This window comes from Pseudomonas sp. WJP1, from assembly GCF_028471945.1.
Lineage (GTDB): Bacteria > Pseudomonadota > Gammaproteobacteria > Pseudomonadales > Pseudomonadaceae > Aquipseudomonas.
This window is the reverse complement of the sequence record NZ_CP110128.1, coordinates 2870696-2883391: the sequence shown is the minus strand read 5'-3', so window position 1 is coordinate 2883391 and position 12696 is coordinate 2870696. Positions and strand designations below refer to the sequence as shown.

The window sequence follows — 12696 nt, the reverse complement described above, 5'->3', positions numbered from 1 at the left end:
CTAAACCAGTTTGCGTGGGGAATGACGCTGCAACGCGCCGCGCGACAGCCGATCCAGCAGCAGTGCCACCGCGACAATCGCCAGGCCCGCACGAAGACCCAAGCCCATCTCCATCCGGGTGAGGCCGCGGGTCACTTCGGCGCCAAGTCCGCCAGCACCCACCAGGCCCGCCAGAACCACCATCGCCAAAGACAGCAGAATGCATTGGTTGAGCCCCACCAGCAGCGTCGGTGCGGCAGTCGGCAACTCGATCTTGAACAGGATCGCCCTGGGCGAAGCGCCGATAGCCTGCCCCAGCTCAAGGAACTCCTTGGGCAGTTGCTTGAAGGCCAGGGTCGTCAGCCTGAGCATCGGCGGAATGCCGTAGACGATGGTGGCGATGATTGCCGGCACGCGACCCAGGCTGAACAGCATCACCGCGGGAATCAGGTAAACCCAAGGCGGAACGGTCTGCATGATGTTGAGGATCGGCAGGAATGCGTCATCCACCTTCTTTACACGCGCGGCAAGCACACCGAGCGGAAACGCGATGGCGACGGAGATCAGCACGGCCACCGAGACCAGCGCGATGGTTTGCATCGACGCCACCCAAAGCCCGGAGAACAAGCAAAATGCCAACATCAAGGCAGAAAACACCGCCACTTTCTTGTTGGCGAAAAAGAACGCCAGCAACGCCACACCGCCGATCATGGCGTAGGGATGCGGCGCCAGCAGCGCCCCTTCGACGCCGCCGAGTACGGCTTCGATAACCTGGCTGATGACCTTGAACAACCCATGCAAATTAGCGTTCAGCCAATCGACCGCAGGCGCGAGGAATTCACCAGGAGAGAAATGGATTTCTGCAGTACTCATTGGGAGTCTCCCATCCGGGACCGCGCAGCGCTCTGCGCCAATCGATCGAGGATCATGGTCAGGATCACGATGGCAATGGCCGCGTTGATCGACTTGGCGATGTCCAGTGTGCGAACGGCGCCGTAGATCGATTCACCCAGGCCGCCTGAACCGACGATGCCGGCGATCACCACCATGCCGAAGGCCATCATCAGGCTTTGGTTCACTCCTGCCATGATGCTGGGCATGGCGAACGGCAAGCGGATCTTGAAGAACATCTGCCACCCGGTGACGCCGCTGGCCTCCCCTAGCTCGATGAATTCCTTGGGCGTCATTCGAATCCCCAGGGAGGTCAGGCGCATGGCGGGCGGCACGGCAACGATAAAGGTCGCCAACAGTGCGGTGGCAGTGCCATAACCCAGCAGCGCGATGGCTGGAAGCAGGTAGATGTAGGGCGGCATGGTTTGCACCAGATCCAGGAACGGATCCACCACTCGATCAAAGGACGGAGCGAGCCCTGCCAGCACACCCAGGGGTATGGCTACTACCAGCGCGAGCACGGTGGCGGTCAGCACCAAGGCAAGGGTACTGACGGTTTCCGGCCACAAGCCAATGACGTCACAGAACAACAACGCTAAACCGGTAAGAATCGCAAAGCGTACTCCCACAGCGCGCCAGCCAATCAGGGCCATGACGATCGCGATGACGTAATACGGTGGATAGGCAATGCACCATTGCACGCCTTCAAAAATTCCCTTCAACGCCGTATTGGCCGTGTCGAACACAAACTCGCCGTTGTCCATCAGCCATTCAAGGCTCGAGTCGATGACCGCGTCGAATTGATTGGAAAAGTCAGGGATGCTCATGTCGACGCCTCCAGAACCGTGCCGGCAGGCGCCTGCGCGAATTCGTTCGGAATGCCTTGAACGCCGCGCAGCAGGTCACGTGGTGTGATGATGCCGACTACCGTTCCGTTATCCACCACGGCAAGGGCATCGCGCTCGGACTTCATGGTCAATCCGATGAGCTCGTTGATGTCGGCATCGGGTGTGGTTTTCGGGAGTCGGGCGATGTCACAGCCCGGGTTCGCCACTTTGAACGGTTCGACCGGTGTCATGACCGAATGCGCCCGCACCAGATGCAACCTGGAAATGCCCGCCACAAACTCCGCGACGTAGTCGTCAGCCGGATTGAGCACGATCTCCTCGGCCGTACCGACTTGAATGATCGCGCCGTCTTTCATGATCGCGATGCGGTCGCCGATGCGAATCGCTTCGTCTAGGTCGTGGGTGATGAACACCGCCGACTTGCCCAGCTCCTTGGTCAGCTGGCGGAATTCATCCTGCAGCTGTCGACGAATCAGGGGGTCAAGCGCACTGAACGGCTCGTCCATCAGGATCACTTCAGGGTCCGCCGTGATCGCCCGTGCAAGGCCGACACGTTGTTGCATACCGCCTGACAGCTCAGTGGGATATCGCGACATCCAGTCACTCAGGCCAACCTTGGCCAAGGCCTGCTCGGCCACCTTGTAACGCTCGGCCTTGCCGACGCCCTGCACTTCCAGGCCAAACGCGGTGTTTTCCAGGACCGTGCGGTTAGGCAGCAGTGCCACGCTTTGAAAGACCATGCCGATATGACGCGCCCTCACCTCTCGCAGCTGCGCTGCATTCAAGGAAGAGAGCTCTTTGCCCTTGACCACGATCTTGCCGGCACTGGGCGTGATGAGCTTGTTCAAAAGCCTGATGAGGGTAGATTTGCCACTGCCGGACAAGCCCATGATGCAGAAGATTTCTCCTCGGCGAACCTGGAGACTGACGTCGGAGACGCCGACCACGCAACCGTAGTTTTGCAGGATCTGAGTCTTGGTCAGCCCCTGCTGAACGACGGCATTCATCGCTGCAGGCGCGGCTTTACCGAAGATTTTCCAGACTGACTGGCAATCTATCAGCACTTCGTTGGTGTCAATTTTGGCCGTTGTCATTTTTATAACCCGTGAACCAGTTTTCTGGTTTCTCTATTGAATCAAAGGGCGGCAGTGGCGAAGAAAAGAGACGCTGTTTATTTCTTGATGTTTTCCCAACGCTTCAACAGCTCAGCGTTTTTAACTGTCCAGTCTTGAATGGCCTGATCCATGGTCTTGCCATCCTTCACTTCGCTGTTGATCGCCGTGATATCGCCCAGGGGCACGTATACGCTTGCGATCACTTCGCGCGCTTTCGGGTACTCTGCCGAGAAGCCTTTATGACCAATCCAGTAGTAACCCTGTGCTGGAGGGAAAATGGCTTTTGGATCCTTGAGGAACTTCAGGTCAAACTTTTGCACCATCCAAGACGGTTCCCAAATCGTTACGACAACCGGCTCTTTACGATCGACTGCCGATTTCAAGGCGGCGGTCATCGCAGCGGTACTGCCTTCCAGCAGTTTGAGCTTGAGACCGTAGCCGCTGACGGCGTTGGTGGCATCACTCATCAGGCCAGACCCGGGCTCGATGCCGACGATCTTGCCGCCCAGCTTGTCGGCGTTGTCGTTCAGCTGGTCGATCGAGTCGATATCAACATACTTGGGAACGGCAAAACCCTGGTAAAGCCCGAAGGACACCGGGGACAGTTTTTCCAGACGGTTCTTGTTCTTGTTCCAGTAGTCGTGCGCCGCATAGTCGGTCTGGGAAGTGAGGATCTGAATGTCGCCTTTGCTCAGTGCAGCGTAAGCAATGCCCCACTCGGAAAACTCAATGACTTTCACCGTGTAACCAGAATCTTCAAGTACTTTCTTGGTGATACCGGTAATAGGCGTCAAGTCTTCCCAGGATAATGTGCCCATGGTGATGGTTTTTCTTCTGCATGAACGGGTAAACACATCATGCCCGCTACAGCGACTGCGCAGATTGCCTTCCAAATCTTCTTCATGGCCTTCCTCGATCTACGATTGGAACTTGTTATATTAACTTCCAGAAACAGAAGTCCGCGGTGTACAACAGTAAGCCCACCTTCTATTACAGGTAATTCCTGTCATTCCCTGACTGATTGAAACTTATTGCCTTTGGCTATTTCGACTTCACTTTTATTGAGCCTGGGCGTGAGTTTGGCCGGGATCAATATAATTAAAGACTAGATAGGCGGGTCTGCGCTCATTGCAGGAAAAGTTGGCTTTTGCGTGCTTTCGCGAGAAAGCTGAAAAGGCCTGATCACCGGGGCGGTGGCCGGGGGTCTTTTCAGTACCCGGTTCCGGGGTGGGGAAACGACGCTTCAGGTCGATTTGAGTGTTCTGGTTGTTCTTCACTACGCTCTCCCAAGGTCGCCTTTACAGCGCCTCCGGCTTGGTGTGGAGTCCAGATTCGCACGCGTTGAGCGCACCGTCAACGCTTAGTATTCTCTATGTATACAGACGGAATACTGTTGATATTCACATAGAACTATTAAATATTCGTTTTAAAACAATGACTTGTGGTTTTGCTGTCAATTCTTGTGGTCGCTAACAGGAATGTTTGTTGTCGTGAATTGAACGCTTTTTTTGTCCCGGTTCTGGGCGCTCGGCGGTTGAGGCAGTCTGGGGGCGTCATGGTAGCGGTCTTGTGCGACATGCCAGGGGGTGTAGATCCGTTGCTGCGGTAACGGCCACTTATGGTTTCGCCCTTACGGCGAGTCCCTTTTTCAAACGCCAAAAAGGAACCAAAAGGCTTTGCCCCACCACTTGGTGCCTCGCTTAGGCTCGGCATGCCCTCACTCCGGCATTGCTCCGTGGGTCGCCGCGATGGGCCATCCATGGCCCAGCGCGGCTAAACCGGCGTCCTGCCGGTTTCCCCACTGCGCAATGCCTGCGTTCGGCCATCGTGGTTAACGGGGCACCCAAATCCAAAGCAAAGCGAGGCGGCCTGACAGCCGACCTGATCTTTGCAGATATCCCCAACCCCCTGTAGGAGCCAGGCTTGCCGGCGAAGAACGATAACGCGGTACAACAGGTACACCGCAGCGCCTGGTTCGCCGGCAAGCCTGGCTCCTACAGGGAATTGCGTACGGCTCCCGATCAGGTCGGCTTTAAGGCCGCCTCGCTTTTGCGTTTGATCTTGATCTGGCTTTTGATTTTCTTGCCCCATCGAGAGGCCGAGTGGAGGTTCTGCGCAGTGGGTAAACCGGCATGGATGCCGGTTTAGCCGCGCTGGGCCATGGATGGCCCATCGCGGCGACCCACGGAGCAGGACCGGAGCGAGGGTACCCCGAGCCTTAGCGAGGGGCCGAACGCCAGGGGCAAGAGCCCTTGGTTACTTGGGGCTCTTCCAAGTGACTCGCCGTAAGGGCGAAACCCTAAGTGGCCGTTACCTCAGGAATGGATATGTACAAATATCGCCTGACGCAAAACCTTCGCCGGCCAGTCGGACCACCGCCCCCCCTTGCACTACAACGCTGTCCCACGACGGGAATCTGAAATCATCGGGCGGTGGCTGTCTTGAACTTGGTCCAGGTACGCATGCGCGCCCGCATGTCCGCCTGGGGGATATCCTTGCCAGGAATCAACCGCGCATACGTGGCCTCGTCGATGTAGATATCGGGGTTGTTGCGCATGCTCGCATCGACGTCCGGTCGCGCCTTGGCGTTGGAGGTGGGATAGCCGGTGAAGTTGCTGATGGCAGCCATGTTCTGCGGGCGCATGACGAAGTTGATGAACGCATAGGCATACTCCGGATGCCTGGCATCGACCGGAATGGCCATGGTGTCCATCCAGACCGTCGTGCCTTCGAGGGGAATGCGGTACTGGAACACGGATTTCTTCCCGGCCGAATCGGCCGTTCGTTGTGCCTGGGTCATGTCGCCGCTGTAGCCGAGCGACAGGCACAGGTTGCCATTGACCAGGTCGGTCACCGGCTGCGACTGGAATTTGCGAATGTACGGTCGCAACTTGAGCAGCAATTGGCTCGCCGCCTCCAGGTCTTGCGGTTTGGCGCTGCGCGGCTCCCGGCCCAGGTAGTTGAGCACCACAGCCAGCACTTCGTCCGGCGAGTCGATCACCGAGATGCCGCAATCGGCAAACCGCGCCGCCAGTTCGGGCTTGAACAGCATGTCCAGGCTGTTGACCGGCGCATCTGGCAGGCGCTGCCGGATTTGCTCGGCATTGTAGGTCAGGCCGATGGTGCCCCAAGTATAAGGGACGGTGGCCTGGCTGGCGTGCTCGTAATGTGCGCGCAGTTTCTGCAAGCCGGGTTCGATGTCGTCCACTTCCGTGAGTTTCGAGCGGTCCAGCGGCTGCAGGCTACCGGCGCGCATCAAGCGTTCGGCCACGGTGTCGCCGGGGAAGATCAGGTCATAGCCGCTGCCACCAGCGAGCATTTTGGCCTCCAGCGTCTCGCTGCCATCCATGACGTCGTAGATCACCTTGATCCCGGTTTCGGCGGTGAAGCGGCTCAGGGTGTCCTCGGCAAAATAGTCGGCCCAGTTGTAAAGCCGCAGGGTTTTCTCCTCGGCGTGCAGCGACGGCACGACGACGCAGCACAGGGAAAACCCCAGGGCAGTGAGCAGGTGTTTATGGGAAGCGTGCATATCAGTCTCCCTGGTTGTTCCAGCGTGCGTTGATCCGGCGACCGTCCTGGCTCAACAAGGCCCCGTACATCTCCGGACGGCGGTCGCGGTAGATTCCCCAGCTCAGCCGCTCTTCGCGCATGGCCGCAAGATCCAGGGTTTGCACGAGCACGCCCGTACTGTCGCGGTCGGCCTCGGCGAGCAACTTGCCTTTGTGGTTGCAGATAAAGGACGAGCCGTAGAAGCTCATCTGCAGGTTCGGATCGGTGGTCGCCGCTTCCCGGCCAACACGGTTTGCCGCCACCACCGGCAGCAGGTTCGCCGCGGCGTGACCGCGCATGGTCATCTGCCAGTGGTCGCGCGAATCCAGGGTTGCACAACCCGGTTCAGAGCCGATGGCGGTGGGGAACAACAGGACTTCAGCACCCATCAATGCCAGACAGCGTGCCGTCTCGGGGAACCACTGGTCCCAGCAGATGCCCACTCCGAGGCGCCCGAACGCCGTGTCCCAGACACGAAAGCCGGTGTCGCCGGGGCTGAAGTATTCCTTCTCCTGATAACCGATGGCGTTGGGAATGTGGGTTTTGCGATACACCCCCAGCAAACGCCCATCGGCATCGGCGACGCTCAAGGAGTTGAAGAAGGCATTGCCCGCCTTCTCGAACCAGCTCAGCGGCAATACCACACCCAGCTCCCTGGCCAGGGCGGCAAAGCGCTTGAGTACCGCACTGTCGCGATACTCTTCGGCCAACAGTAAATGCCGATGATCTTGCTCGATGCAGAAATACGGCGTGGCAAACAGCTCCTGCAGCAGGATGACCTGGGCGCCCTGGGCTGCCGCCTCGCGCACCCGTTGCTCGGCCTGATCGAGATTGTGTTGCAGGTCCCAGGTGCAAGGCATCTGGGTCGTGGCGATCGTCAACAGGGTCATGGCATCAACCCTCCACCGGCCAGGCAGGTTGCTGCTGGGTGATGCAATGCACCCCGCCGCCACCATGGGCCAGGTGGTTGATGCGCACCGGCACCACCTCGCGTCCGGGGAATGCCTGCACCAACACTTCGGCCGCCGCGTTGTCCGCCTCGATGCCATAGGCCGGCATGATGATGGCGCCGTTGGCGATGTAGAAGTTGGTGTAGGAAGCGCAGAACACTTGCGCCTCGGTGTCCACCGCCTCACTGGCCTCATACAGTTCGATCAGTTCGAACCTGCGGCCTCGCGCATCGGTGGCCAACTCCAGGGCACGGCGGTTTTCGCGGGCCACTTCTGCATACACCGACTGCCGGTCGTGGGTGGCGTCTACCAGCAGCACGCCAGGTCGGGCGAAGGCGCAAACGCCATCGACATGGCCGTCAGTCATGTCACCGGTGACATAGTCTGGATCGCCCGGCAACCAGATGGTCTTTTTCACCCCCAGCAGGCGGGCAAAGATCTCCTCCATCTCCGCCTTGTTCATGCCCGGGTTGCGATTGGGGTTGAGCAAGACCGACTCGGTGGTGATCAGCGTACCCTCCCCGTCGACATGAATGGCACCGCCTTCATTGCTCAGGGGTGTGCCGAAGCACGGCAGCCCCAGGCGATTGAGTGCGCGGCGCGCCAGGCCTTCGTCCAGCTCATGTGCCGACTTGCCGCCCCAGGCGTTGAAACGCCAGCTCACGCCGGCCAGGCCCTGTTGCGGATGGCAAACGAAGCTCGGGCCGGAGTCGCGGCACCAACTGTCGTTCACCGCCAGTTCGATCAATTCGATGTTGGGACCACACAAGCGTTCGGCACTGGCGACCGCCGACGGGTCGACGACCATTTTTACCGGTTCAAAACGGGCAATGGCGTTGGCAACGCGAGCGAAGTCTTCCTGAACCAATGGCAGCGTGACGCCCCATCCCGACTCCCAGAGTGCCTTGTTATGCGGCCAGACCATCCAGGTCGCGGCGTGCCTGGCCCACTCGGCGGGCATCATCCAACCGCTGTTTAAAGATTCGTTCTGCTGCATGACAAAAAGCCCTTTCAGTTAAGTTATTGTGTTCAATGAAAAACAGCTTGTCGGCGTTGTCATGCATGCTACGGCTGTAAAAACGGCGCAACAAACGATGGATTTTGCGCACAACTGATTAGAGGAACTTATCGATATGCTCAAACACTGGCCGCCGCTCAGTACCTTGCGCGGCTTCGAGGCGGCTGCCCGGCTGGGCAGTTTCCACAAGGCTGCCGAGGAATTGCACCTTACCCAGTCCGCCATCAGCCAGCAGATCCGCAGCCTTGAGGCGTACCTTGAACAACCGCTGTTTTTCCGCAGTGGGCGCAGCGTCAGCCTGACCGATGCCGGCCATGACCTGCTCAGCACCACCCAGGCGCTGCTGCAGCAACTGGCAGTGGGCATTCGGCGCCTCGGCCAGTACCAGAAACCCAACCAACTGGTGCTCAACACCACGCCAGCGTTCGCCCGTCACTGGCTGCTGCCACGCCTGGGAGACTTTCGCCAACAGCACCCAGAGGTCGATCTGTGGATTTTCAGCACCGACGAAGTCCCGGACATGACCACCCAGACCATCGACCTGGCGCTGCGCGACGACATCAGCTCCCAGGCTGAATGCAGCTTCAGGGTGCTGCACGCCGACCGCCTGTTTCCGGCCTGTCATCCAAGTGTGTTGGCCTTGCCTGCGGAACAGCGCACGACCCTTCACGGCGAGCGGGAAATGGACTGGAGTCATTGGGCGGTGGAAGCTGGCATCGATGTCGGCCAGCAGGATCAGGGGATGAACTTCTCCGACCCCGGCCTGTTGCTCGATGCCGCTTGCGCGGGGCTCGGCATTGCGCTGGTGAGTGAGTTGTTGAGCCGGCAGGCCTGCGCCAACGGGTTGTTGCAACCGCTGGTGGAACACAGCATCCGCGGGCCGAACTGGGCCCTGCTAACCCATCGCGACAGTGAGAACAGTGCACGCAGTTTCAGCGAATGGTTGATGCGCCAGCTGCAAGGCCAAAGCCCGGAATGCGGGTAGCGGGAACACATCGCCGCACTTCGTCTACCCTCAAAAGGCGCCCGGCCGCTATCCCTGTGTGTCAGGCGCTTGCACCTACCTGCGCTCATGAACCGGAGAACTTCCATGCTCAAACGCACCCTGGCATTGGCTGTCGGCCTGACCCTGTCGCTTTCCACCCTGCTGGCCCAGGCTGCCGACACTTTGAAGGTCAGCGCCATTCCGGATGAAGCCCCCACCGAACTGCTGCGCAAGTTCCAGCCCCTGGGCGCTTATCTGGAACAGCAACTGGGGATGAAGGTCGAGTTCGTGCCGGTCAGCGACTATCCGGCCGTGGTCGAAGCGCTGGCCACCGACCGGATCGACCTGGCTTGGCTGGGCGGCTTCACCTTCGTCCAGGCGCGCCTGAAAACCGGTAATGCCATACCGTTGGTACAGCGCGAACAGGATGCCCAGTTCACCAGCAAGTTCATCACCGCCGACCCGAACGTCAAATCCCTCGCCGACCTCAAGGGCAAGACCTTCGCCTTTGGCTCGGTGTCTTCGACCTCGGGCAGCTTGATGCCGCGTTACTTCATGCTGCAGGACGGCATCAAGCCGGAAACGTTCTTCAGTCGCGTGGGCTACTCCGGCGCCCATGACGCCACCGTTGCCTGGGTCCAGGCGGGCAAGGTCGACGCCGGTGTCCTAAACGCCAGCGTTTGGGAAAAACTGGTCAAGGCCGGCAAGGTCGACACCGACAAGGTCAAGGTTTTTGCCACCACGCCGGCCTACTACGACTACAACTGGACCGTGCGCGGCACCCTCGACCCGGCGCTGGCGGCGAAGATCAAGGCCGCTTTCCTCGCGCTCGACCCGGCGAACCCCGAGCAAAAAGCGATCCTGGACTTGCAGGCCGCCAGCCGCTTCATCGAGACCCGGCCCGAAAACTACAAGGGCATCGAGGAAGCCGCTCGCGCCGCCGACCTGCTCAAATGACCTTGCACCTGACCCGGGTCAGCCTCACCCACGCCAACGGCGTACAGGCCCTGCGCAGCCTGGACCTGCACATCGAAGCCGGTGAACAGGTCGCCATCATCGGCCCATCCGGCGCGGGCAAGTCGAGCCTGCTCAACGTCCTCGCCACCGGCCTGCGCCCTGGCATCGGCGAGTTGCAGGTGCTGGGTGAACAACCCTGGCACCTCTCGGCCCGCCAGCGCCAACGCCTGCGCGCGCGCATCGGCCTGGTGCATCAAGCGCCGCCGCTGCCACCCCGGCAGCGAGTGATCACTGCGGTGCTGGCGGGAAAAATCGGTCAATGGGGGTTGGGCAAGAGCCTGTTGAACCTGGTGCATCCACTGGATGTTCCGGGGGCTCGCGCGGCATTGGCCAGGCTGGACCTGCACGACAAGCTCTTCGCCCAGTGCCAGCAATTGTCCGGCGGCCAACTGCAACGCGTGGGCATTGCCCGGGTGCTGTATCAGGCGCCCGAGGTGTTGCTGGCCGACGAACCGGTATCGGCGATGGACCCGGTGCTGGCCGGCCATACGCTCAAGGTCCTCTGTGAGCATGCGCGGGAGCACGCCGTCACCCTGGTCGCCAGCCTGCACGCGGTGGAGCTGGCGCTGGCGCACTTCTCGCGGATCATCGGCTTGCGTGACGGGCAGATCCTCTTCGACCTGCCGGCCAGCGCCGTCGACCGCGAGCGGCTCGATACCCTCTACGCCAACGAACAATTGCAGCCCTCGCCAGCCCCGGTTCCCCCCTTGAGCGTGCAGATTCCCCGATGCTGAGCCGTGACACCCGAGATCCCGCCGCCCGGCCACGCCTGCTGCTCAGCCTGCTGGCGATTGCCCTGCTGTGGCCGGGCATGCGCTTGAGCGAACTGGACCTGCGCGTGTTGCTGGCCAGTGACAGCCAGAGCGAAATGGGCCGCTTTGTCGCGACCTTCTGGCCGCCCGCCCATGGCGCAGAATTCCTCCAGCTGTTGTGGCAAGCCACCTTGCAGACCCTGGCCATCGCCACGGCCGGCATGGCCCTGGCGCTGCTCCTGGCGATCCCCGCCAGCCTGCTGGCCAGCCGCGCCCTGTCGCTGTCGGCAGCGTCCCGCGCCGGTCGCCCCAGTCTTTGGGGGCAACTGCTGCGCTGGCCGGTACGCGGCGTGCTGATATTCCTGCGCAGCGTGCCGGAAATCGTCTGGGCCCTGCTGTTTGTGCGCGCCGTCGGCCTGGGTCCGACGGCCGGGGTGCTGGCCATCGCCATTACCTACAGCGGCATGCTGGGCAAGGTCTACGCGGAAATCTTCGAGTCGGTCGACCAGCGCCCCGCCCACGCGCTGCTGCAAGCCGGCAGTGGTCGACTCGCGGCGTTCTGCTACGGGATCCTGCCCAATGTCGCGGCGGAGCTGTTGTCGTACACGGTGTACCGCTGGGAATGCGCGATTCGCGCTTCGGTGGTGATGGGCTTCGTCGGAGCCGGTGGCCTGGGCCAACAAATCGACCTGTCGATGCGCATGTTCGCCGGCGGTGAAGTGGCCAGCCTGTTGCTGACCTTCCTCGTCCTGGTGTTGTTCGCCGATCAACTGAGCCGGCTGCTGCGCTGGAGGCTGGCGTGAAGCGCCTGGTCAACTTGCTGCTGGTGCTGGGCATCGGCGCCGCGGTGCTCGCTTCGTTCCGCTACCTGGGCATCGACCTCGGTGAACTGGGCGCCAGCGCCAACCTGAAACAGATGGCCGCCTACGTGCAGCGTTTTCTCAGCCCGGACCTGAGCACGGGGCATTTGCAGGCCATTGCCCGAGGCGCGCTGGAAACCCTCGCGATGTCGGCCCTGGGCACGTTGTTGGCGACGGTGTTCGGCTTGCTGCTGGCGTTGCCGGCGGCCGGTCGATTCGGCTGGCCGTTGCAGGGCCTGTCGCGCCTGATGCTCAATGCCTTGCGCGCAATTCCAGAGTTGGTGTGGGCGGTGCTGATGGTCTTGGCCGCCGGGCTCGGCCCCAATGCCGGCACCCTGGCGTTGGCGCTGCACACCACCGGTGTGCTCGGCCGGCTGTTTGCCGAAGCGCTGGAAAACACCCCGCCGGAACCTGCCAATGCGATCCGCCTGCAGGGCGGTAACGCCATCTTTGCATTCTGCTATGGCACCCTGCCCAATCTGTTCCCGCAGTTGCTGGCGTACATCCTCTACCGCTGGGAAAACAACATCCGCATGGCCAGCGTGCTCGGTTTCGTCGGCGCCGGCGGCCTGGGGCAGATGCTTTACCTGAGCCTCAGCCTGTTCCAGGAGGCCCAGGCCAGCACGGTCATTCTGGCGATGCTGGTATTGGTGTTTGCCGTCGACACCCTGAGCAGTTGGAGTCGCCAGCGTTGGGTGAAAGCCTGAGGTCCCGGTGATTTGTATCAGTCTG

12 protein-coding genes and 1 pseudogene are annotated in these 12696 nt (G+C 60.9%); 5 read left to right on the top strand and 8 right to left on the bottom strand.

All coding sequences use genetic code 11. The annotated features are described in order from the left end of the window. The 8 genes and pseudogenes from OH720_RS13145 to OH720_RS13110 form a co-directional block, all read right to left on the bottom strand. Positions 1–852: an ABC transporter permease gene (locus tag OH720_RS13145; protein WP_008064467.1), complete on the bottom strand. Its 852-nt coding sequence runs from the start codon at positions 850–852 to the stop codon at positions 1–3. Continuing rightward, a complete protein-coding gene (locus OH720_RS13140) occupies positions 849–1697 on the bottom strand; it encodes an ABC transporter permease (RefSeq protein WP_008064469.1) in 849 nt (282 codons plus the stop codon). The genes OH720_RS13145 and OH720_RS13140 overlap by 4 nt, the downstream gene beginning before the upstream one ends. Beyond that, the gene (locus OH720_RS13135; RefSeq protein WP_272605959.1) at positions 1694–2812 is read right to left on the bottom strand and encodes a quaternary amine ABC transporter ATP-binding protein; all 1119 of its coding nucleotides are present in this window, start codon (positions 2810–2812) and stop codon (positions 1694–1696) included. The genes OH720_RS13140 and OH720_RS13135 overlap by 4 nt, the downstream gene beginning before the upstream one ends. Positions 2813–2889: 77 nt before the next feature. Beyond that, positions 2890–3737 (bottom strand): annotated as a pseudogene (locus tag OH720_RS13130) (glycine betaine ABC transporter substrate-binding protein). A 154-nt stretch (positions 3738–3891) separates the two neighbouring features. Further along, positions 3892–4110, bottom strand: a complete 219-nt coding sequence (locus OH720_RS13125) for a hypothetical protein (protein WP_272605958.1) — start codon at positions 4108–4110, stop codon at positions 3892–3894. Positions 4111–5255: 1145 nt separating this feature from the next. Continuing rightward, positions 5256–6362, bottom strand: coding sequence for an extracellular solute-binding protein (locus OH720_RS13120; protein WP_272605957.1), 1107 nt, complete (start codon positions 6360–6362; stop codon positions 5256–5258). A 1-nt stretch (position 6363) separates the two neighbouring features. Then, complete coding sequence (gene aguB, locus OH720_RS13115; RefSeq protein WP_272605956.1) at positions 6364–7272, bottom strand: N-carbamoylputrescine amidase; 909 nt, start codon at positions 7270–7272, stop codon at positions 6364–6366. Between the two features lie 4 nt (positions 7273–7276). Next, complete coding sequence (locus tag OH720_RS13110) at positions 7277–8329, bottom strand: agmatine deiminase family protein (protein WP_272605955.1); 1053 nt, start codon at positions 8327–8329, stop codon at positions 7277–7279. A gap of 136 nt (positions 8330–8465) precedes the next feature. On the opposite strand from OH720_RS13110, the gene OH720_RS13105 reads away from it, so the two are divergent. From OH720_RS13105 to phnE, 5 genes are all read left to right on the top strand, one after another. Continuing rightward, positions 8466–9335 carry a LysR substrate-binding domain-containing protein gene (locus OH720_RS13105; protein ID WP_272605954.1) on the top strand — a complete coding sequence of 290 codons (870 nt, stop codon included), beginning with the start codon at positions 8466–8468 and terminating at the stop codon, positions 9333–9335. Between the two features lie 105 nt (positions 9336–9440). Next, a complete protein-coding gene (locus OH720_RS13100; RefSeq protein ID WP_272605953.1) occupies positions 9441–10292 on the top strand; it encodes a putative selenate ABC transporter substrate-binding protein in 852 nt (283 codons plus the stop codon). Then, on the top strand, positions 10289–11086 hold the full coding sequence (locus tag OH720_RS13095; protein WP_272605952.1) for a phosphonate ABC transporter ATP-binding protein: 798 nt from the start codon (positions 10289–10291) through the stop codon (positions 11084–11086). The genes OH720_RS13100 and OH720_RS13095 overlap by 4 nt, the downstream gene beginning before the upstream one ends. After that, complete coding sequence (locus tag OH720_RS13090; RefSeq protein ID WP_272605951.1) at positions 11080–11907, top strand: PhnE/PtxC family ABC transporter permease; 828 nt, start codon at positions 11080–11082, stop codon at positions 11905–11907. Before OH720_RS13095 ends, OH720_RS13090 begins: the two co-directional genes overlap by 7 nt. After that, positions 11904–12671: a phosphonate ABC transporter, permease protein PhnE gene (gene phnE, locus OH720_RS13085; RefSeq protein ID WP_272605950.1), complete on the top strand. Its 768-nt coding sequence runs from the start codon at positions 11904–11906 to the stop codon at positions 12669–12671. Before OH720_RS13090 ends, phnE begins: the two co-directional genes overlap by 4 nt. The last annotated feature ends 25 nt before the right edge of the window (positions 12672–12696 follow it).

Excerpts from the sequence above, each read along its gene's own strand:
- OH720_RS13145 (WP_008064467.1), bottom strand. The coding sequence starts at position 852 with ATGAGTACTGCAGAAATCCATTTCTCTCCTGGTGAATTCCTCGCGCCT.
- OH720_RS13140 (WP_008064469.1), bottom strand. The coding sequence starts at position 1,697 with ATGAGCATCCCTGACTTTTCCAATCAATTCGACGCGGTCATCGACTCG.
- OH720_RS13135 (WP_272605959.1), bottom strand. The coding sequence starts at position 2,812 with ATGACAACGGCCAAAATTGACACCAACGAAGTGCTGATAGATTGCCAG.
- OH720_RS13120 (WP_272605957.1), bottom strand. The coding sequence starts at position 6,362 with ATGCACGCTTCCCATAAACACCTGCTCACTGCCCTGGGGTTTTCCCTG.
- aguB (WP_272605956.1), bottom strand. The coding sequence starts at position 7,272 with ATGACCCTGTTGACGATCGCCACGACCCAGATGCCTTGCACCTGGGAC.
- OH720_RS13110 (WP_272605955.1), bottom strand. The coding sequence starts at position 8,329 with ATGCAGCAGAACGAATCTTTAAACAGCGGTTGGATGATGCCCGCCGAG.
- OH720_RS13105 (WP_272605954.1), top strand. The coding sequence starts at position 8,466 with ATGCTCAAACACTGGCCGCCGCTCAGTACCTTGCGCGGCTTCGAGGCG.
- OH720_RS13100 (WP_272605953.1), top strand. The coding sequence starts at position 9,441 with ATGCTCAAACGCACCCTGGCATTGGCTGTCGGCCTGACCCTGTCGCTT.
- OH720_RS13095 (WP_272605952.1), top strand. The coding sequence starts at position 10,289 with ATGACCTTGCACCTGACCCGGGTCAGCCTCACCCACGCCAACGGCGTA.
- OH720_RS13090 (WP_272605951.1), top strand. The coding sequence starts at position 11,080 with ATGCTGAGCCGTGACACCCGAGATCCCGCCGCCCGGCCACGCCTGCTG.